This window comes from Serratia quinivorans (genome assembly GCF_946227985.1).
Classification (GTDB): Bacteria; Pseudomonadota; Gammaproteobacteria; order Enterobacterales; family Enterobacteriaceae; genus Serratia; species Serratia quinivorans_A.
This window is the reverse complement of the sequence record NZ_CAMKGL010000001.1, coordinates 1,537,419-1,557,472: the sequence shown is the minus strand read 5'-3', so window position 1 is coordinate 1,557,472 and position 20,054 is coordinate 1,537,419. Positions and strand designations below refer to the sequence as shown.

Here is a 20,054-nt window from a genome sequence, read left to right as displayed (position 1 = left end):
ACCCTAACCTGCCGCGTGTTCAGCGGCAACGAGAGGAAAGCGACCTGTAAATAGAGAGGAATGGCGTTTGCAGCTCATTATCCCTGAGTGCTGGAGGGGGTCAACTCGGGAAGCACGTCAGTGTTGGCATCATCATCATTCACACAATCGCTGGTTATCTCCTGCGTATCTTCACACTCGATGGGCGGCTCGTTAACCGCAATGGCTCTTGGGTGGCGGTCTGCCCCCAGGTGTAACAATGCAAAAATAGCCACCAGCAGGATGCAGACGCCAACGAGTAACTTCAATAACCGATTCATGATGCGGGATGCTGTCTCAACTCTGCCGTTAGTGGCATCAGAATAGCGGGAGCGGGGCATGTTCGCCATAGCTGATTTGTCAGTGGGAAAAACAGCGATGCTCTTTCTATCGTGCTCCGATACGGTGATTTTCGGCACTGTCATAGGGTGTTTTGCGGGTTGTTTTTGTTTTTTATGGCCCTTTCACCGCGAGTTGGTCCCGAGTTGGTTCCATTTCGCATTAATTGCCACGATCCCCAGGTACCGACGAATACCATAGGCACGCTTTAAATAATAACGAGAGTGACTATGAAACATAATCTGCAAATTTTACTGGGAAAAGTAAGCCACTTTCTGCTTTGCAGCCTGCTAGTGGCTGGCTTGGTGGGCCTGATGTTTATCGACGTGCATTGGCTGCATAATTTTGTTTTTGAAACCTCGTTAACTGAAGTCGCTCAGGAATTGATCCTTGCCGCTATCGCATCCAGTTTTTTCATTGCGGCATACAGGGATGCTGTTTATCGGCCAGCATGGATGTTGATCGGGGGTTTCTTTCTGTGCATGTTGATTCGAGAGATGGATTTTGCTTTTGATAGGCTTTGGCATGGGGCCTGGCTTTGGTTTGCTCTGGCGGTTGCACTGATTTGTTTGGGGTATGCATCACGTCACGTCGCGGCCACATTGCAGGGGCTGGTGCATTTTGTAACGCATCCGAGCTACGGCATGATGTGCGCTGGTTTGCTGTGTATCTTGGTATTTTCACGGCTGTTCGGCATCAGTTTACTGTGGCAGACATTGATGCTCGATGGTTACAACCGGGTGGTGAAGAATATGGTAGAAGAAGGCTGTGAAGTCTTGGGGTATTCCCTGTGCCTGATTGCTACCCTCGGTTACCTGAAAGGCTATTTATCGTCGCGAACTGTGGCTATTCGATGACGGGATCTGAATTGCAGTTTATTTATCCGAAACAATTTTAGTGATAGTATCCACTTAGCCAAATATGGCTGTGAAGGTATGCTTTCCATTCTGTGTACCCGGTTAGGCATCAATCTGGCAATTGTGGGCGAGATCTGAAACCTAACTGACTAAATCCCAACCCAATTTTCGTACTGCATGTGATCTGTCGTGTGGGTCACCACTGTAGATAAGGAATTATTAATGCCTGTTATTACTCTTCCTGACGGCAGTCAGCGTCATTTCGCAAACCCTGTTTCCCCTCTGGATGTTGCCCTTGATATCGGCCCTGGCCTGGCGAAAGCCTGTATTGCCGGCCGTGTAAACGGTGAGTTGGTCGATGCCGGCGATCTGATCGAATCAGATGCGCAACTGGCGATCATCACCATCAAGGACGCCGAAGGTCTGGAAATCATGCGCCACTCCTGTGCGCACCTGTTGGGCCATGCGATCAAACAACTGTGGCCAGACACCAAAATGGCGATCGGCCCAGTGATCGACAATGGTTTCTATTATGACGTTGATATTGACCGTACCCTGACACAGGAAGACCTGGATCTGCTGGAAAAGCGGATGCATGAGTTGGCCGACAAAGATTATGACGTCATCAAGAAAAAGGTTAGTTGGCAAGAAGCTCGCGATACCTTTGCTGCGCGTGGTGAAGACTACAAAGTGGCAATTCTGGATGAGAACATCAGCCATGACGACCGTCCTGGCCTGTATCACCATGAAGAATATGTCGACATGTGCCGTGGGCCGCACGTGCCGAACATGCGTTTCTGTCATCATTTCAAACTGCAGAAAACTTCAGGCGCTTACTGGCGTGGCGACAGCAAAAATAAAATGCTGCAACGCATCTACGGTACTGCCTGGGCAGACAAGAAACAGCTGAATGCCTACCTGCAGCGTCTGGAAGAAGCCGCCAAGCGTGACCACCGCAAGATCGGCAAGCAGCTCGACCTGTACCATATGCAGGAAGAAGCGCCGGGCATGGTGTTCTGGCACAACGATGGCTGGACTATTTTCCGCGAGCTGGAAGCTTTTGTGCGCATGAAGCTCAAGGAATACCAGTATCAGGAAGTGAAAGGGCCATTTATGATGGACCGTGTGCTGTGGGAAAAAACCGGCCACTGGGAAAACTATAAAGACGCTATGTTCACCACCTCGTCGGAGAACCGCGAGTATTGCATCAAGCCGATGAACTGCCCGGGTCACGTGCAGATCTTTAACCAGGGCCTGAAGTCATACCGTGATTTGCCGCTGCGTATGGGCGAGTTCGGCAGCTGCCACCGTAACGAACCTTCAGGTTCGCTGCATGGCCTGATGCGCGTGCGTGGTTTTACTCAGGATGACGCCCATATCTTCTGTACTGAAGAGCAGGTGCGTGCCGAAGTAAACGAATGCATCAGAATGGTCTACGATGTTTACGGCACCTTTGGCTTCGACAAGATTGCGGTAAAACTGTCTACCCGTCCTGAGAAGCGCATTGGTACTGACGATATGTGGACTCGCGCGGAAGAGGATCTGGCCGCTGCGCTGACTGAAAACGGGATTCCGTTTGAATATCAGCCGGGTGAGGGTGCCTTCTACGGACCTAAAATTGAATTTACTCTGCATGATTGTTTGGATCGTGCATGGCAATGTGGTACCGTGCAGCTCGATTTCTTCTTACCGGGCCGTTTAGGCGCATCGTATGTTGGCGAAAACAACGATCGCGTGGTCCCGGTAATGATTCACCGTGCTATTTTGGGCTCCATGGAGCGTTTCATCGGTATCCTTACCGAAGAATACGCAGGGTTCTACCCAACCTGGATTGCTCCGGTACAGGTGGTGGTGATGAATATCACCGACAGCCAGTCTGATTATGTCCAGCAATTGACCAAAAAATTGCAGGAAGCAGGTATTCGCGTTAAAGCGGACTTGAGAAATGAGAAGATTGGCTTTAAAATTCGCGAACATACTTTACGACGGGTTCCTTACATGTTGGTGTGCGGTGATAAAGAGGTCGAATCAGGCAAAGTTGCCGTTCGTACCCGCCGTGGCAAAGACTTGGGAAGCCTGGACGTAAATGAAGTCGTAGACAAGCTGCTAAAAGAGATTCGCAGCCGTAGTCTTCATCAACTGGAGGAATAAAGTATTAAAGGCGGAAAACGAGTTCAACCGGCGCGTCCTAATCGCATTAACAGAGAAATTCGCGCGCAAGAAGTTCGCCTAACCGGCGTCGATGGCGAGCAGATTGGTATTGTCAGTCTGAATGAAGCTCTTGAAAAAGCTGAGGAAGCGGGCGTTGATTTAGTAGAAATCAGCCCAAATGCCGAACCGCCAGTTTGTCGAATCATGGATTACGGCAAATTCCTCTACGAGAAGAGCAAGTCGACAAAAGAACAGAAGAAGAAGCAAAAAGTTATTCAGGTCAAGGAAATCAAATTCCGTCCTGGTACCGATGATGGCGACTATCAGGTAAAACTACGCAACCTGATTCGCTTTCTTGAAGATGGCGATAAAGCCAAAATCACCCTGCGTTTCCGTGGGCGTGAGATGGCGCACCAACAGATCGGTATGGAAGTGCTTAACCGCGTCCGTAAAGACCTGTGTGAAGATTCTGATTTGGCCATTGTCGAATCCTTCCCTACGAGGATCGAAGGCCGTCAGATGATCATGGTGCTCGCACCGAAGAAGAGGCAGTAAGGCCTCCAAGTAATAAAACCCACGCAGCGCTTGCGTTGTGTGGGTTTTATTCGCCTAACTGATTCGTTGTTTAACAATGCGAAGTGGATTTAATTAAAATGCCAAAGATTAAAACTGTACGTGGTGCAGCCAAACGCTTCAAAAAAACCGGCAGCGGTGGTTTTAAGCGCAAGCATGCTAACCTGCGTCATATTCTGACCAAAAAAGCAACCAAGCGTAAACGTCACCTGCGTCCGAAAGGCATGGTGTCTAAAAACGATCTGGTCCTGGTTACCGCGTGCCTGCCGTACGCATAAGCCATTTTTTTTGAATCTAGAATAAGACTTTAGGAGAGAGCATATGGCTCGCGTAAAACGTGGTGTAATTGCACGCGCACGTCACAAGAAAATTTTAAAACAAGCGAAAGGTTACTACGGTGCCCGTTCGCGCGTTTATCGTGTTGCCTTCCAGGCAGTAATCAAAGCAGGTCAGTATGCTTACCGTGACCGTCGTCAACGTAAGCGTCAGTTCCGTCAGCTGTGGATTGCACGTATCAACGCAGCTGCTCGTGTGAACGGCCTGTCTTACAGCAAATTCATTAACGGCTTGAAAAAAGCTTCTATTGAAATTGACCGTAAGATCCTGGCTGACATCGCAGTCTTCGACAAAGTGGCCTTTGGCGCACTGGTCGAGAAAGCGAAAGCAGCACTGGCGTAAGTCAGTTATTAAAGAGGGAGCTTGCTCCCTCTTTAATCTTTGTTTTTCAGCTACAAATACTGACTTTTATTGACCGCCGCCGTATCTCTGGTGGACAATCATCGACAAGGTAACGCAATCATGAACTCTGTTATTTTTCGTTTCTTTTTTTACTTTAGCGCCTGATTTCAGGAGGCTTTGCGCGTAAGAGAATAAACGAAAAGTAGCGCCTAAGCCTCCCCTGTGGAGGCTTTTTTGTTTTTGGCCATCTCCAGTCATTTGCCGGGCTATAACTTAAAATGCTTTGGAGTTGAGCCAAAGGCGTGTTCGAATAATAGATAACAATTACTTAGAGCCATATCGGCCAGAGGAAGAGGAAAGCAATGCCACATCTCGCAGAGCTGGTTGCCAATGCCAAGGCAGCCGTAGAAGATGCCCAGGATGTTGCCGCGTTAGATTTGGTACGCGTCGAATATTTAGGCAAGAAAGGCCATTTTACCTTACAGATGCAATCGCTGCGTGACGTGCCGGCAGAAGATCGCCCGGCGGCCGGGGCGGTGATCAACCAGGCAAAGCAGGCGGTACAGGAAGCGCTGAACGCGCGTAAGAATGCGCTGGAGTCTGCTGCGTTGAATGAGCGCCTGGCGGCAGAAACCATCGACGTTTCTCTGCCGGGCCGTCGTATGGAAAACGGTGGGCTGCATCCGGTGACCCGCACCATCGACCGAATTGAAGCCTTCTTCGGCGAACTGGGTTTCTCCGTAGAAACTGGGCCTGAGATTGAAGACGACTATCATAACTTCGACGCGTTGAATATTCCGGGGCACCACCCGGCACGCGCCGATCACGATACCTTCTGGTTCGATGCTACGCGTTTACTGCGTACTCAAACTTCTGGCGTGCAGATCCGCACCATGAAGGAGCAGCAGCCGCCAATCCGCATTATTGCGCCGGGTCGTGTTTACCGTAATGACTACGATCAGACGCATACTCCGATGTTCCATCAGATGGAAGGCCTGATTGTCGACAAGGACATCAGCTTCACCAACCTGAAGGGCACGCTGCATGATTTCCTGAATAACTTCTTTGAAGAAGATTTGCAGGTTCGTTTCCGTCCGTCTTACTTCCCGTTTACCGAACCTTCCGCTGAAGTGGATGTGATGGGCAAAAACGGCAAGTGGCTGGAAGTTCTGGGCTGCGGCATGGTTCACCCGAACGTGCTGCGCAACGTGGGTATCGATCCGGAAGTTTACTCCGGCTTCGCTTTCGGTATGGGTATGGAGCGTCTGACGATGCTGCGTTACGGCGTTACCGACCTGCGTGCGTTCTTCGAAAACGATCTGCGCTTCCTCAAACAGTTTAAGTAAGGCGGGAATATTACATGAAATTCAGTGAACTCTGGTTGCGCGAGTGGGTAAACCCGGCCATCAGCAGCGAAGCATTATCCGATCAAATCACCATGGCCGGCCTGGAAGTGGACGGTGTGGAACCAGTAGCTGGTGCCTTTAATGGCGTCGTCGTGGGCCATGTCGTTGAGTGCGGTCAGCATCCGAACGCCGACAAACTGCGCGTGACCAAAATCAACGTGGGCGGCGATCGCTTACTGGATATCGTCTGTGGTGCACCAAACTGCCGCACAGGCCTGAAGGTCGCGGTTGCTACTGTGGGCGCGGTGTTGCCAGGCGATTTCAAAATCAAAGCCGCCAAACTGCGCGGTGAACCATCGGAAGGGATGCTTTGCTCGTTCTCCGAGCTGGGTATTACTGACGATCACGACGGTATCATTGAGTTACCGGAAGACGCGCCGATTGGCACCGATATCCGTGAATATCTGAAGCTGGATGACAACGCGATCGAAATCAGTGTAACGCCGAACCGCGCCGACTGCCTGGGTATTATTGGCGTGGCGCGCGATGTTGGTGTATTGAACCAGGTTGCCCTGACTGAACCGGACATGAGCCCGGTTGCTGCCACCATTAACGATACGCTGCCGATCCGCGTAGAGGCGCCACAGGCATGCCCGCGTTACCTTGGCCGCGTAGTGAAAGGTATCGACGTCAAGGCTGCCAGCCCGTTGTGGATGCGCGAGAAGCTGCGTCGCTGCGGCATTCGTTCTATAGATGCGGTGGTAGACGTCACCAACTACGTGCTGTTGGAACTGGGGCAGCCAATGCATGCCTTCGACCTGAGCCGCATCGAAGGCGGTATTGTGGTGCGTATGGCCAACGTTGGAGAGCCTCTGACGTTGCTGGACGGTACCGAAGCCAAATTGAATACCGATACCTTAGTGATTGCCGATCACCAGAAAGCCCTGGCGATGGGCGGCATCTTCGGTGGTGAACACTCAGGGGTAAATGAATCCACCCAGGACGTACTGCTGGAATGTGCATTCTTCAACCCGCTGGCCATAACCGGCCGCGCACGTCGTCAGGGTCTGCACACTGATGCTTCTCATCGTTACGAGCGCGGTGTTGATCCGGCGCTGCAGTACAAAGCGATGGAGCGTGCGACTCGCCTCCTGATTGATATCTGCGGCGGCCAGGCCGGTCCGGTTATCGATGTAACCACCGAAAGTGAGTTGCCGAAGCGCGCTACCATTAGCTTACGTCGTGAAAAACTGGATCGCCTGATTGGCCATGTGGTGCCAAGCGAGCAGGTCAGTGACATTTTGCGTCGTCTGGGTTGCCAGGTGACCGAGCAGGGCGATAACTGGCTGGCAGTTGCGCCGAGCTGGCGTTTCGATATGGAAATCGAAGAAGACCTGGTGGAAGAAGTGGCGCGCGTTTACGGCTACAACAACATTCCTGATGTACCGGTGCGCGCTGACCTGATCATGACCAAGCATCGCGAAGCAGATCTGACGCTGAAACGCGTGAAGACCATGCTGGTCGATCACGGTTATCAGGAAGCAATCACCTACAGCTTCGTTGATCCTAAAGTGCAGGCCTTGTTGCACCCGGGCGAAGAAGTGCTGATCCTGCCAAGCCCAATCTCGGTAGAAATGTCCGCCATGCGTTTGTCGCTGTGGACCGGCTTGTTGTCTGCGGTGGTTTATAACCAGAATCGCCAGCAGACGCGCCTGCGCCTGTTTGAAAGTGGCCTGCGCTTTGTCCCTGATACTGCGGCAAATCTGGGTATCCGTCAGGATGTCATGCTGGCAGGGGTGATTGCGGGCCATACGCATGAAGAGCATTGGGATCTGGCGCGTAAGCCAGTCGACTTCTATGATTTAAAAGGGGATCTGGAGTCTGTCCTGGAGCTGACCGGTAAATTATCCGAAATTCAGTTCAAGGCAGAGGCTAATCCGGCCTTGCATCCAGGGCAAAGCGCAGCGATTTATTTCCAGGGTGAACGTGTAGGTTTCATCGGTGTAGTTCATCCGGAACTTGAACGTAAACTGGATCTTAACGGCCGCACAGTGGTGTTTGAACTGGAGTGGGACAAGGTCGCAAGCCGCGCCGTACCTCAGGCGCGGGAGATTTCTCGCTTCCCGGCAAACCGTCGTGATATCGCCGTTGTGGTGGCTGAAAATGTCCCCGCAGAAGATATTTTGGCAGAGTGTAAGAAAGTTGGCGCAAATCAGGTAGTTGGCGTAAACTTGTTTGATGTGTACCGTGGCAAGGGCGTGGCAGAGGGTTATAAGAGCCTGGCTATCAGTCTGGTATTGCAGGATACCGCTCGTACACTGGAAGAAGAGGAGATAGCCGTTACCGTTGCAAAATGTGTAGAGGCTCTAAAACAGCGATTCCAAGCATCCTTGAGGGATTGAACCTATGGCGCTTACTAAAGCTGAAATGTCAGAACACCTGTTTGAAAAGCTTGGGCTTAGCAAACGGGATGCCAAAGACCTGGTAGAACTGTTTTTCGAAGAGGTTCGTCGTGCTCTGGAAAACGGTGAGCAGGTTAAACTGTCAGGTTTTGGCAATTTTGATTTGCGTGACAAGAACCAACGTCCGGGGCGTAACCCGAAGACCGGCGAAGACATTCCGATTACGGCGCGTCGCGTGGTCACTTTCCGTCCAGGGCAAAAGCTGAAAAGTCGGGTAGAGAACGCAAGCCCGAAAGAGTAAGTTGCGTGAAACCAAAAAAGGCCGCTTTTGCGGCCTTTTTCTTTTTAGAGGAAATTTTCGGTTTATTCTTAGACTATAGAAAATAAATACGCCTATCCAATCAACTTGACGTCAGCCCTTTACATTTAAATAATTTATTGTTTGCGGATTATTCTTATATTTATTTTATATTCTGATGGGGAGTGGAAATAAATCAGGGGCCTAAGCCCCTGGAGGTTAATAGTGATTGTAGTAGTGGCCCGGTCCGCCACCGCCACGATGGCCACCACCGTGAGGCCCGAAGCAGCAGGCGCTTAGCGCCGTGCTCAGTACTGCAACGGTCAATAGCAGTCCAATGCGTTTAATCATAATATTATTTCTCTGGTAGGTGTCGCTCTTATTATAAATAGCGTGCGGCATTCGGTGTGTCAGCTATTCGTTAAATGTTGTTAGCGGCTGTTTTATTCAAAAAATAAAATGTATGGAATGTGTAAGGGAGATGAAAACGATCCGAAAATAGGCATTGGTGAGATAGGCGTAAAATAAGCACACTGATATAACCCCCTCAGCAAGAAAAATAAAGTCGGAGCGTACAATGAAAAAGATCCTGTTGCTGGTGTGTTTACCGCTATTGCTGCCGGTGGCTGCGCAGGCGGATGTCTCTATCGATATCAACGTGCCGGGGGTTGCGGTGCATCTGGGGGATCAGGACCGTCGTGGCTACTATTGGGATGGCTATGACTGGCGTCCACCGCAATGGTGGCATGAGCACCAGGGGCGTGGCATGGGGGAACGCAACAATCGGGGTATGTATTGGGATGGTGGCCGCTGGCAATCCTCGCCGCCGCGTGGCTACGATCATCGTGGCCCCGATCGGGATGGTAACCCGTTCCACGGTGAACGCGATAATCGTAACGACGGTGACCACCATGACAATGGTAACCATCATGATAACGGCGGTCGTGACAATGACCGTGGTAATGACAATGGCCATGGCAAACCTTACCCGCAAAACGATAACGACCCGCGTCGCTAATTGATTCAACGGCGGCTGATTTTGCCATCACTTACGGGTGACTGGCAGGATTAGCTGCTGTTTTCCTGTGATTCTCCTGATGCAATGCTTTCCCTTCGGGCACTAACCCCCTAATATTTGACCCAGACGTCAATTATTCGGCCGCCTTGGCGGCCCGCAGGGAATCGCCACGCCTATGTCAGCCAGCCAGACCTTTACCTTATTGCTGCACAAACAACGCCATCGCGATAAACGCCAGCTGCTGCTGCTAACGCTGGGTGTTGCCGTGGCCTTTGTTTTCAGCCTCAGTGCGGGTGACGTTTGGCTTTGGCCCTCACAGTGGTCGGGTGAAGCCGCGCAGCTGTTTGTCTGGCAATTACGCCTGCCGCGTGCGCTGGCAGTGATGTTGGTGGGGGCCAGCCTGGCGGTGGCCGGGGCCGTAATGCAGTCGCTGTTTGAAAATCCACTGGCTGAGCCGGGTTTGCTGGGCGTCGCCAACGGGGCTGGGGTGGCACTGGTGCTCACGGTGCTGCTGGGCAACGGCCTGCTGCCGGTAGCGTTTATGAGCCTGAGCGCCATTGCCGGCGCGCTGATCATGACCTTCTTGCTGCTGAGCTTTGCCCGTCGAAAACGTCTGACCAATGCGCGTTTACTGCTGGTGGGGGTTGCCTTGGGCATTGTGTGTAGCGCGGTGATGACCTGGGCGGTGTATTTTAGTTCCAGCCTGGATCTGCGCCAGCTGATGTACTGGATGATGGGCGGTTTTGGCGGTGTAGACTGGCGGCAAAAATGGCTGGTGCTGGCATTGTTACCGGTGCTGCTTTGGCTGTGTTGCCAGGGCAAGGCGCTAAACTTTATGGCGCTGGGCGAAGTACAGGCGCGTCAACTTGGGCTTTCCCTGCATCTGTGGCGTAATCTATTGGTGCTCGCCATCGGCTGGCTGGTGGGCGTCAGTGTGGCTTTAGCCGGGGTGATTGGCTTTGTCGGACTGGTCATACCGCATATGCTGCGTCTCAGTGGCCTGACCAATCAGCGATATTTATTGCCGGGCTGCGCACTGGCCGGCGCCGGTGTGTTACTGGCGGCCGATGTGGTGGCGCGTATTACGTTGCTGTCGGCTGAATTACCCATCGGCGTGGTGACCGCCACGCTGGGGGCACCGCTATTTATCTGGTTACTGACCCGGGTAAAAAGCTTAAGGTAGTTTCTCTGTTCACCTGCAAGTAAAACAAGAGGATAAGCTTCATGACTCAAGCGATTTATGACATTCCGCTGAACACTATCGAGAATCAATCCACCACGCTGGGCAAATATAAAGGCCGCGTGTTGCTGGTGGTTAATGTGGCTTCGGAATGCGGCCTGACCAAGCAATATGCCGGGCTGGAAGCCCTATACGGAACCTACCGTGACCAAGGTTTTGAGGTATTGGGCTTCCCATCCAACGAGTTCCTCGGGCAGGAGCCTGGCAGCAACGAAGAGATCCTGGCGTTTTGCCGTGGCACCTTTGGGGTTGAGTTCCCGATGTTCGCCAAGCTTGAAGTGAACAGCGAAAACCGCCATCCGCTGTACCAGGCACTGATTGCCGCTGAACCGCAAGCCGTGGCGCCGCAGGGCAGTGAATTCCTGGAACGTATGAGCAGTAAAGGTCGGGCACCGAAGCAAACCGGGGACATTCTGTGGAATTTTGAGAAATTCCTGATCGGACGTGATGGCAAGGTGATCCAACGTTTCTCTCCGGACATGACACCGGAAGATCCTGCTTTGGTGGCCGCCGTCAAACAGGCGTTGGCCGAGTAATATAAAGAAGGAGCGATAATTCATAATGCTGCAACTCAGTCAGGTTGGGGTAGAAGGGCGTCTGGCCCCATTTACAGCACAGGTCGATGCTGGGTTGCAGTTTCACCTTATTGGTCCGAACGGTGCCGGCAAAAGTACACTGCTGGCTTGCCTGGCGGGCATACTGCCCGGCACGGGCGAGATCCGGCTGGCAGACCAGCCGCTGGCGTGTTATCAGGGCAATGAATTGGCCCTGCGTCGCGCCTACTTAAGCCAGCAACAGCCGCCAGTGGCGCTGATGCCGGTATTTCAGTATCTGGAACTGCACCGGCCTGCAGGTAGCACGGAGCAGGCGCTGGAGAGCACCATTGTTTATCTGTGCCAGCGTTTAAAACTGATGGACAAGCTGCCGCGCATGCTGACTCAGTTGTCCGGCGGTGAATGGCAGCGGGTGCGGTTGGCCGCGGTATTGTTACAGGTTTGGCCGACGGTCAATCCTCATAGCCAACTGCTGCTACTGGATGAACCGACCAATAGCCTGGACGTGGCGCAAAAAGTAGCGCTGGATCGGTTACTGCGTGAGTTTTGTCAGAGTGGACGTAGCGCGTTGGTTTGCGCGCACGACCTTAATCATACCTTGCAGCAGGCCGATCGGGTCTGGTTGCTGCATGCCGGGCGTCTTGTCGCACAGGGAACCACGCGGGAAGTGATGGAGCCGGTACTGCTTTCACAGATCTATGACGTGGATTTTCACCTGCAGGCGGTAGGCGATCAGCGCTGGATTATGACCAGGACGGCATAAGGCGTTAGTGCATTGAAAATGCGACTTAAACGAAAAATAAACGGACCTGATATAAATAGCCGGGTAACGACCGGCTTTATTTCCCCTTTGTTCCATAAAATACCTCATCAATCTTGAAAACCGTCGCTGACGTGCTACGATGAGTAAGTTCAAACAGAATAATTAAATAATTACATATAACTATAACTAATTGATTTTTAAATCAATTTAATTTAATGATGATGGCCCCCGCAGATCAGATAGTTAACTGATAATAAATCGCATCTTAAGGTTTAGTTAAGCTTGCGGCCGTACATTGGCAGTTAATCCACCAGGAACGATTCTCTCTGGCGTTTAATATTCGTTAAATAAAAGAGATCTACAGTGTCATTAAAGCAGTTTGATACGTTTGGGGTTAACTATGGATCAATTTTTACCTTTCTCACGCCCGGCGATTGGCGATGAAGAGATCGCGGCGGTAGAAAAGGTATTGCGCTCAGGCTGGATCACCACCGGGCCGCAAAATCAGCAGTTGGAAAGTGAGTTCTGTGCCACCTTCGGCTGTAAACACGCCATCGCCGTCTGTTCCGCTACTGCAGGTATGCATATCACCCTGATGGCGTTGAACATTGGCCCGGGTGACGAAGTTATCACTCCGTCCCAGACCTGGGTTTCTACCCTCAACATGATTGAATTGCTCGGTGCGACGCCGGTGATGATTGACGTTGACCGCGATACGCTGATGGTCAGCGCCAGTGATGTTGAAGCTGCCATTACGACGAAAACCAAAGCCATTGTCCCGGTACATTACGCCGGCGCACCGCTGCAGATGGATGCATTGCGTGAGGTGGCCAAACGCCACAATCTCCCCCTGATTGAAGACGCCGCGCACGCGGTGGGCGCCCGTTACAACGGTGAGTGGGTGGGGGCTCGCGGCACGGCCATTTTCTCATTCCATGCAATTAAAAACCTGACCTGTGCCGAAGGCGGCCTGATCGCTACCGACGACGACCAACTGGCAGATCGCCTGCGCTGTCTGAAGTTCCACGGCCTGGCCGTTGATGCTTTTGACCGCCAACAATTGGGGCGCAAGCCGCAGGCTGAAGTGGTCGAGCCTGGTTACAAATACAATCTTTCCGATATCCACGCGGCTATCGCCGTAGTGCAGTTGGCTCGCTTGCCGCAGCTTAATGCTCGCCGCAAGGCGCTGGCGCAGCGTTACCTCACCGCTCTGGAAGGGTCGCCTTTCCTGCCGTTGGGATTACCTGATTATCCGCACGACCATGCCTGGCATCTGTTTATGGTGCGCGTTGACGCTGAACGCTGCGGTATCGATCGCGACCAGTTGATGGAACGCCTGAAAGAAGTGGGTATCGGTACTGGCCTGCATTTCCGCGCTGCCCATACCCAGAAGTTTTATCGTGATCGCTATCCGCAGCTTTCCTTGCCCAATACCGAATGGAACTCGGCACGTCTGTGCACCTTGCCGTTATTCCCTGATATGACCGACGCCGATGTTGATCGCGTGGTTAAAGCCTTGTCTTCTGTTGTGGAGTCGTTACGTGTCTCGCGTTGAACCGATAAAAAAAGTGTCGGTGGTGATCCCGGTATATAACGAGCAGGAAAGTTTACCAGCCTTGCTCGAACGTACCACCGCCGCCTGTAAACAACTGACCCAACCTTATGAAATTATCCTGGTCGATGACGGCAGCAGCGACAATTCTGCCGATATGCTGACTGCCGCGGCCGAACAGCCTGGCAGCTGTGTGATTGCCGTGTTGCTCAACCGTAACTATGGCCAACATTCGGCGATCATGGCCGGTTTCAATCAGGTAAGTGGCGATCTGGTGATTACGCTGGATGCCGATTTGCAAAACCCGCCGGAAGAGATCCCACGTCTGGTGAAAGTGGCGGAAGAAGGTTACGACGTGGTGGGCACCGTGCGTGCCAACCGTCAGGACTCCTGGTTCCGCAAAAGCGCTTCGCGCATCATCAATATGATGATCCAACGTGCCACCGGTAAATCGATGGGGGATTACGGCTGCATGCTGCGCGCCTATCGCCGCCATATTATCGAGGCGATGTTGAACTGTCATGAGCGCAGTACCTTTATCCCCATTCTGGCGAATACCTTTGCCCGCCGCACCACTGAAATTGACGTGCTGCATGCGGAACGCGAGTTTGGCGATTCCAAATACAGCCTGATGAAGTTGATTAACCTGATGTATGACCTGATCACCTGCCTGACCACGACTCCGCTGCGTTTGCTCAGCGTGGTGGGCAGTGTGGTGGCGCTGTCAGGTTTTGTGCTGGCGGTGCTGTTGATCGCCCTGCGTTTGATTATGGGGCCTGAATGGTCGGGCGGCGGGGTGTTCACCCTGTTTGCCGTGTTGTTTACCTTTATCGGCGCCCAATTTGTCGGCATGGGCCTGTTGGGAGAGTACATCGGTCGCATTTATACCGACGTTCGTGCTCGTCCCCGTTATTTTGTTCAGAAAGTGGTCGGTGAGCAGCCGAACCACAATACTCAGGAAGAAGAATAATGAAAGCTATCGTATTTGCTTACCATGATATTGGCTGCGCGGGTCTGAAAGCGCTGACTGACGCGGGCTATGATATTCAGGCGGTATTCACCCATACCGACGATCCTGGTGAGAACAACTTTTTCTCCTCCGTTGCCCGTGTGGGTGCCGAATTGGAGTTGCCGGTTTATGCGCCGGAAGACGTTAACCACCCGCTGTGGATCGAACGTATCCGCGAGATGCAGCCTGAGATTATTTTCTCATTCTATTACCGCAATATGCTGAGCGAAGAGCTGCTGTCACTGGCGCCAAAAGGCGGCTTCAATCTGCATGGCTCACTGCTGCCGCATTACCGTGGTCGCGCACCGGTAAACTGGGCACTGGTAAATGGTGAAACCGAAACCGGCGCCACGCTGCACAAAATGGTTAAGCGTCCGGATGCCGGTGACATTGTTGGCCAGCATAAAGTGGCGATTGCCGCTGAAGATACCGCGCTGACGCTGCACAAAAAAGTGCTTGAAGCGGCGCAGGCGTTGCTGAAAGAGCAACTGCCGAAGCTGAAAAACGGGACGGCCTCATTCACCGCGCAAAATGAAGCTGAAGCCAGCTATTTTGGTCGCCGCACTGCGGCAGACGGTGAAATTCTGTGGCATAAATCAGCGCAGGAAATCAACAACCTGGTCCGCGCCGTGACCGAACCTTACCCTGGTGCTTTCAGCTACCTTGGTCAGCGTAAACTGATTGTCTGGCGTGCCCGCGTACTGGATACCCAGCATGACAAGCAACCGGGGACCGTGCTCAGTACCTCTCCGCTGATCATTGCCTGCGGTGAAGGCGCGTTGGAAATTGTGGCCGGCCAAAACGATGTCGGTTTGTATGTGCAAGGCAGCCGTCTGGCGCAGGAAATGGGTATCGTCACCGATGTGCGCCTGGCCGCCAAGCCAAACGCAGTGATGAAACGCAGAACCCGCGTGTTGATCCTCGGCGTTAACGGCTTTATCGGTAACCACCTGACCGAACGCCTGCTGCGTGATGACCGCTACGATATCTACGGTCTGGATATCGGTTCTGACGCCATCAGCCGTTTCCTGGATAACCCGCGCTTCCACTTTGTGGAAGGTGATATCAGCATCCACTCCGAGTGGATCGAGTACCACATCAAGAAATGTGACGTGATCCTGCCGCTGGTGGCGATTGCCACGCCGATTGAATACACCCGCAACCCACTGCGCGTATTCGAGTTGGATTTCGAAGAAAACCTGAAAATCGTCCGCGACTGCGTGAAATACAACAAGCGCATTATCTTCCCGTCCACCTCCGAGGTGTACGGCATGTGTGACGACAAGGAATTTGACGAAGACCATTCACGCCTGATTGTCGGTCCGATCAACAAACAGCGCTGGATTTACTCGGTATCCAAGCAGTTGCTGGACCGGGTAATCTGGGCCTACGGTGCCAAAGAAGGCTTGAAGTTTACCCTGTTCCGTCCGTTTAACTGGATGGGCCCACGTCTGGATAACCTGGATGCCGCACGTATCGGCTCTTCCCGTGCCATTACCCAGCTGATCCTCAACCTGGTGGAAGGCTCGCCAATTAAATTGATGGACGGCGGGGCACAAAAACGTTGCTTCACCGACATCAATGACGGTATCGAAGCGCTGTTCCGCATTATCGAAAACCGTGATGGCCTGTGCGATGGCCAAATCGTCAACATCGGTAACCCGACCAACGAAGCCAGCATCCGCGAATTGGCAGAAATGCTGCTCGAAAGCTTCAATAACCATCCGTTGCGTGACCGTTTCCCACCGTTTGCCGGCTTCAAGGACGTTGAAAGCAGCAGCTATTACGGTAAAGGCTATCAGGACGTTGAGCACCGCACGCCGAGCATCAAGAATGCCCGCCGCTTGCTGGATTGGCAGCCAACCATCGCCATGCAGCAAACCGTTGCTGATACGTTGGATTACTTCCTGCGTACGACCGTTCAGGAAGGTGACGGTGCATGAAGAAAGTCGGTCTGCGAGTTGACGTAGATACCTTCAGCGGCACCCGGGAAGGGGTGCCGCAGTTGCTGGAGCTGTTCGACAAGTACAATATTCAGGCCAGTTTCTTCTTCAGCGTTGGACCGGACAATATGGGGCGCCATCTGTGGCGCCTTTTGCGTCCGAAATTCCTGTGGAAAATGCTGCGCTCTAATGCCGCGTCACTCTACGGCTGGGATATTTTGCTGGCAGGCACTGCCTGGCCGGGGCGTAATATTGCCCGTGCCCTGGGGCCGTTGATGAAACTGACTGCACAGGCTGGACATGAAGTGGGGCTGCACGCCTGGGATCATCAGGGTTGGCAGGCCAAAGTTGGCCGTTGGTCAGAAGCGCAGCTGATGCAGCAGGTTCAGCTCGGTGTAGATGCGCTGGCCAACAGTACCGGTCAGCCTGTCAAATGTTCAGCGGTTGCCGGTTGGCGTGCCGATACGCGGGTGCTGGAAGTGAAACAGCGCTTTGGTTTTCACTACAACAGCGACTGTCGTGGCACCCATCCCTTCCGTCCGGTGTTAAGCGATGGTCGCCTGGGAACCGTACAGATCCCGGTCACGTTGCCCACCTTTGATGAGGTGATTGGCAGCGAAGTGAGTATGAGCGACTTCAACGATTACATTCTGCGGGCAATTGAAAACGATCGCGGTGTGCCGGTGTATACCATTCATACCGAGGTGGAGGGCATGTCACAGGCCGCAATGTTTGAGCAGTTACTGCAGCGGGCGCAACGGCAGGGCATAGAATTCTGTCCGTTAAGCGCACTGTTGCCTCAAGATTTGGCGTCATTGCCATTGGGCCGCGTCGAGCGTGCTCCTTTCCCTGGCCGTGAAGGTTGGCTGGGTTGTCAAACCGATGTGAAGGACGATTCATGAAGGCGCTAAAAGGATCATGGGCCATTTTGTTGGCCATTTTTTTTGCTCTGGTTTACCTGATTCCGCTCAACGGTCGCCTGCTATGGCAACCGGATGAAACCCGTTACGCCGAGATTAGCCGCGAAATGCTGCAACGCGGCGACTGGGTAGTGCCGCATTTGCTTGGCCTGCGTTATTTTGAAAAACCGGTGGCCGGCTACTGGTTCAATAACATCAGCCAATGGTTGTTTGGTGATACCAACTTTGCGGTACGTTTCGGTTCGGTATTCAGTACCGGCATGACGGCGCTGCTGGTATTTGCACTGGCGATGTTAATGTGGCGCAATGCGCGCCGTGCCAGCCTGGCGACGTTGATTTTCCTGTCGATGGTTCTGGTATTCAGTATTGGTACCTACAGCGTGTTGGACCCAATGATTTCCTTGTGGCTGGCCGCCGCGATGGTCAGTTATTATCTGACGCTGAAAGCGACCACGGCCAAAGGCAAGCTGGGCGGCTACGTGCTGTTGGGGCTGGCCTGCGGTATGGGCTTTATGACCAAGGGCTTCCTGGCACTGGCGGTGCCGGTGATCGCGGTGATCCCGATTGTCATTCAACAACGGCGAATTAAAGACCTGCTGATCTACGGCCCAGTGGCTATTGTGGTGGCGGTGCTGCTGAGCTTGCCTTGGGCGCTGGCCATCGCACAGCGTGAGCCGGATTTCTGGAACTACTTCTTCTGGGTGGAGCATATTCAACGTTTCGCCGAGGACAACGCGCAACATAAAGCCCCGTTCTGGTATTACGTCCCGATTTTGATGGCGGCCGTGTTGCCCTGGTTGGCACTACTGCCAGGATCCTTGCTCAAGGGCTGGCGAGAACGCGTTCAACGTCCGGAACTGTTCTTCCTGCTTAGCTGGGTAATGATGCCGTTGATCTTCTTCAGCATCGCCAAGGGCAAGCTGCCGACCTATATTCTTCCGTGCATGGCGCCCTTGGCATTGCTGATGGCGGCCTATGCCGAAGATTGCGTGGCGGCATTGCGCAGCAAGGTATTCAAGGTTAACGCCGTATTAAACGGATTGTTTGGCTTAATCGGCATCCTGGCGCTGGTGGTTCTGGGCTCCGGACTGTTACCCAAAGTGCATTTGTTTACCGCGCAAGAGTGGCCGAAGATTGTTATCGGCATTATCGCCTTTGCCGGTTGGTTGCTGTTTGCCGTAGTGTCGGTGCGTAATAATGCGCAGCGCTGGAGTTGGGCAGCGGCTTGCCCATTGTTGCTGTGTTTGTTGATTGGTTACGCCATTCCGCAACAGGTGACTGACTCCAAGCTGCCGCAAAACTTTATTCGGGTGAATATGGCTGAATTAGGCCATAGCCGCTACGTGCTGACCGACAGCGTTGGCGTAGCCGCAGGTTTGGCCTGGGAGTTGAAGCGCAGCGATATATTGATGTTTAACCAGAAGGGAGAGATTTCTTATGGTTTGGAGTATCCGGATGCGCGCAGCCATTTCATCAGCGACGGCGATTTCCCGCAGTGGTTGGCGCAGGCGCGCAAGCAGGGGGATGTCTCACTGGTGTTGCAGTTGTCGCGTGGCGAAAGCATTGATCAGCAAAACCTGCCGAAAGCAGATAAGGTCGAGGTGATGAACCGCCTGGCGTTGTTCTGGTACCAAAAGCAGCCATGATAGTCGGCTATTTGTTGGTGGTCGTGGTCAGCCTGCTCACCTGTGGTGGGCAGCTGTGCCAGAAGCAAGCGGCTTTGAGCTGGCAGTTACCTCCCGACGTCAGGCGGGGGGTAACGCTGCGCTGGCTGGCGCTGGCCGTTTTGCTGTTGGGACTGGGCATGGCGGTGTGGCTTAACGTGTTGCAACGTTTGCCGCTCAGCCTGGCATATCCGACGCTCAGCCTGAATTTTGTTCTGGTGACGCTGGCCGCCCGCTGGTTGTTTAATGAGCCCACTACCGCACGCCATTGGTACGGAGTGGCTTCAATCATGCTGGGGATCCTGCTGATGAGTATCAATCCATGAGAGGTTATGCCTGGGGCGCGGCCAGCGTGCTGTTAGTCACGCTGGCACAGTTGCTGATGAAGTGGGGCATGGCGCAGATCCCACTGATGTCATTTGCCGACGTTACACTGAACCTGTTTATTCAGTATTGGTTGCCGTTACTGACGGTCAGCGGCGGCATTTTCGGCTATGCGCTGTCAATGCTGTGCTGGTTCTTCGCGTTGCACCATTTGCCACTCAACCGTGCTTACCCACTGTTGAGTGTAAGCTATGCGCTGGTCTATCTGGCGGCGGTGATCCTGCCCTGGTTTAATGAATCGGCTACGCTGCTGAAAACCTTGGGCACGCTGTTTATCCTGTTTGGCGTGTGGCTGATTAACAGTCAGACCAAGGTAAAAGCGCCCCAATAGCGCGAAAATCGGCG

General features: G+C 53.0%; 22 protein-coding genes and 1 other annotated feature. Of the genes, 20 read left to right on the top strand and 2 right to left on the bottom strand.

Features of this window, described 5'->3' with window-relative positions:
- Positions 1–77 precede the first annotated feature (77 nt).
- Positions 78–443 (bottom strand): hypothetical protein, encoded by a 366-nt coding sequence (locus OCH02_RS07330; protein WP_261430590.1) that lies wholly within the window; start codon positions 441–443, stop codon positions 78–80.
- Between the two features lie 144 nt (positions 444–587).
- Here OCH02_RS07330 and OCH02_RS07325 point away from each other — a divergent pair, with 144 nt between their 5' ends.
- The 9 genes from OCH02_RS07325 (at position 588) to ihfA (ending at position 8,665) form a co-directional block, all read left to right on the top strand.
- Positions 588–1,214 (top strand): hypothetical protein, encoded by a 627-nt coding sequence (locus OCH02_RS07325; RefSeq protein WP_261430589.1) that lies wholly within the window; start codon positions 588–590, stop codon positions 1,212–1,214.
- Between the two features lie 222 nt (positions 1,215–1,436).
- On the top strand, positions 1,437–3,365 hold the full coding sequence (gene thrS / locus OCH02_RS07320) for a threonine--tRNA ligase (protein ID WP_135316295.1): 1,929 nt from the start codon (positions 1,437–1,439) through the stop codon (positions 3,363–3,365).
- A gap of 3 nt (positions 3,366–3,368) precedes the next feature.
- Entirely contained in the window at positions 3,369–3,920 is a 552-nt protein-coding gene (infC, locus tag OCH02_RS07315; RefSeq protein WP_013812633.1) for a translation initiation factor IF-3, read from the top strand.
- 98 nt (positions 3,921–4,018) lie between these two features.
- On the top strand, positions 4,019–4,216 hold the full coding sequence (rpmI, locus tag OCH02_RS07310) for a 50S ribosomal protein L35 (RefSeq protein ID WP_004931418.1): 198 nt from the start codon (positions 4,019–4,021) through the stop codon (positions 4,214–4,216).
- Positions 4,217–4,259: 43 nt separating this feature from the next.
- Entirely contained in the window at positions 4,260–4,616 is a 357-nt protein-coding gene (gene rplT / locus OCH02_RS07305) for a 50S ribosomal protein L20 (RefSeq protein ID WP_004943595.1), read from the top strand.
- A gap of 116 nt (positions 4,617–4,732) precedes the next feature.
- Positions 4,733–4,855, top strand: a sequence feature (Phe leader region).
- The gene (gene pheM / locus OCH02_RS07300; protein ID WP_197724622.1) at positions 4,737–4,781 is read left to right on the top strand and encodes a pheST operon leader peptide PheM; all 45 of its coding nucleotides are present in this window, start codon (positions 4,737–4,739) and stop codon (positions 4,779–4,781) included. It overlaps the preceding feature by 45 nt.
- Before the next feature lie 123 nt (positions 4,856–4,978).
- Entirely contained in the window at positions 4,979–5,962 is a 984-nt protein-coding gene (gene pheS, locus OCH02_RS07295; protein WP_012144881.1) for a phenylalanine--tRNA ligase subunit alpha, read from the top strand.
- Positions 5,963–5,976: 14 nt separating this feature from the next.
- Positions 5,977–8,364, top strand: coding sequence for a phenylalanine--tRNA ligase subunit beta (gene pheT, locus OCH02_RS07290; protein WP_261430588.1), 2,388 nt, complete (start codon positions 5,977–5,979; stop codon positions 8,362–8,364).
- Positions 8,365–8,368: 4 nt separating this feature from the next.
- On the top strand, positions 8,369–8,665 hold the full coding sequence (gene ihfA, locus OCH02_RS07285; RefSeq protein WP_004943604.1) for an integration host factor subunit alpha: 297 nt from the start codon (positions 8,369–8,371) through the stop codon (positions 8,663–8,665).
- Between the two features lie 216 nt (positions 8,666–8,881).
- Here the strand turns inward: ihfA and OCH02_RS07280 are convergent, their stop codons facing one another.
- Positions 8,882–9,013 (bottom strand): hypothetical protein, encoded by a 132-nt coding sequence (locus tag OCH02_RS07280; protein WP_261430587.1) that lies wholly within the window; start codon positions 9,011–9,013, stop codon positions 8,882–8,884.
- A gap of 226 nt (positions 9,014–9,239) precedes the next feature.
- Here OCH02_RS07280 and OCH02_RS07275 point away from each other — a divergent pair, with 226 nt between their 5' ends.
- From OCH02_RS07275 to arnF, 11 genes are all read left to right on the top strand, one after another.
- Entirely contained in the window at positions 9,240–9,680 is a 441-nt protein-coding gene (locus tag OCH02_RS07275; RefSeq protein WP_261430586.1) for a DUF2502 domain-containing protein, read from the top strand.
- A gap of 175 nt (positions 9,681–9,855) precedes the next feature.
- The gene (gene btuC, locus OCH02_RS07270; RefSeq protein WP_218217777.1) at positions 9,856–10,863 is read left to right on the top strand and encodes a vitamin B12 ABC transporter permease BtuC; all 1,008 of its coding nucleotides are present in this window, start codon (positions 9,856–9,858) and stop codon (positions 10,861–10,863) included.
- 41 nt (positions 10,864–10,904) lie between these two features.
- The gene (locus OCH02_RS07265) at positions 10,905–11,456 is read left to right on the top strand and encodes a glutathione peroxidase (RefSeq protein WP_261430585.1); all 552 of its coding nucleotides are present in this window, start codon (positions 10,905–10,907) and stop codon (positions 11,454–11,456) included.
- A 25-nt stretch (positions 11,457–11,481) separates the two neighbouring features.
- Positions 11,482–12,237, top strand: a complete 756-nt coding sequence (btuD, locus tag OCH02_RS07260; protein WP_261430584.1) for a vitamin B12 ABC transporter ATP-binding protein BtuD — start codon at positions 11,482–11,484, stop codon at positions 12,235–12,237.
- A gap of 400 nt (positions 12,238–12,637) precedes the next feature.
- Positions 12,638–13,792, top strand: a complete 1,155-nt coding sequence (arnB, locus tag OCH02_RS07255) for a UDP-4-amino-4-deoxy-L-arabinose aminotransferase (protein ID WP_115184797.1) — start codon at positions 12,638–12,640, stop codon at positions 13,790–13,792.
- Entirely contained in the window at positions 13,779–14,759 is a 981-nt protein-coding gene (gene arnC, locus OCH02_RS07250; RefSeq protein ID WP_218217769.1) for an undecaprenyl-phosphate 4-deoxy-4-formamido-L-arabinose transferase, read from the top strand. Before arnB ends, arnC begins: the two co-directional genes overlap by 14 nt.
- Entirely contained in the window at positions 14,759–16,741 is a 1,983-nt protein-coding gene (gene arnA / locus OCH02_RS07245; protein WP_261430583.1) for a bifunctional UDP-4-amino-4-deoxy-L-arabinose formyltransferase/UDP-glucuronic acid oxidase ArnA, read from the top strand. Before arnC ends, arnA begins: the two co-directional genes overlap by 1 nt.
- Positions 16,738–17,643 carry a 4-deoxy-4-formamido-L-arabinose-phosphoundecaprenol deformylase gene (gene arnD, locus OCH02_RS07240; protein ID WP_261430582.1) on the top strand — a complete coding sequence of 302 codons (906 nt, stop codon included), beginning with the start codon at positions 16,738–16,740 and terminating at the stop codon, positions 17,641–17,643. Before arnA ends, arnD begins: the two co-directional genes overlap by 4 nt.
- Entirely contained in the window at positions 17,640–19,307 is a 1,668-nt protein-coding gene (arnT, locus tag OCH02_RS07235; protein ID WP_261430581.1) for a lipid IV(A) 4-amino-4-deoxy-L-arabinosyltransferase, read from the top strand. The genes arnD and arnT overlap by 4 nt, the downstream gene beginning before the upstream one ends.
- Positions 19,304–19,651, top strand: coding sequence for a 4-amino-4-deoxy-L-arabinose-phosphoundecaprenol flippase subunit ArnE (arnE, locus tag OCH02_RS07230; protein WP_261088511.1), 348 nt, complete (start codon positions 19,304–19,306; stop codon positions 19,649–19,651). Before arnT ends, arnE begins: the two co-directional genes overlap by 4 nt.
- Complete coding sequence (gene arnF / locus OCH02_RS07225; protein WP_261430580.1) at positions 19,648–20,040, top strand: 4-amino-4-deoxy-L-arabinose-phosphoundecaprenol flippase subunit ArnF; 393 nt, start codon at positions 19,648–19,650, stop codon at positions 20,038–20,040. The genes arnE and arnF overlap by 4 nt, the downstream gene beginning before the upstream one ends.
- Positions 20,041–20,054 lie beyond the last annotated feature (14 nt).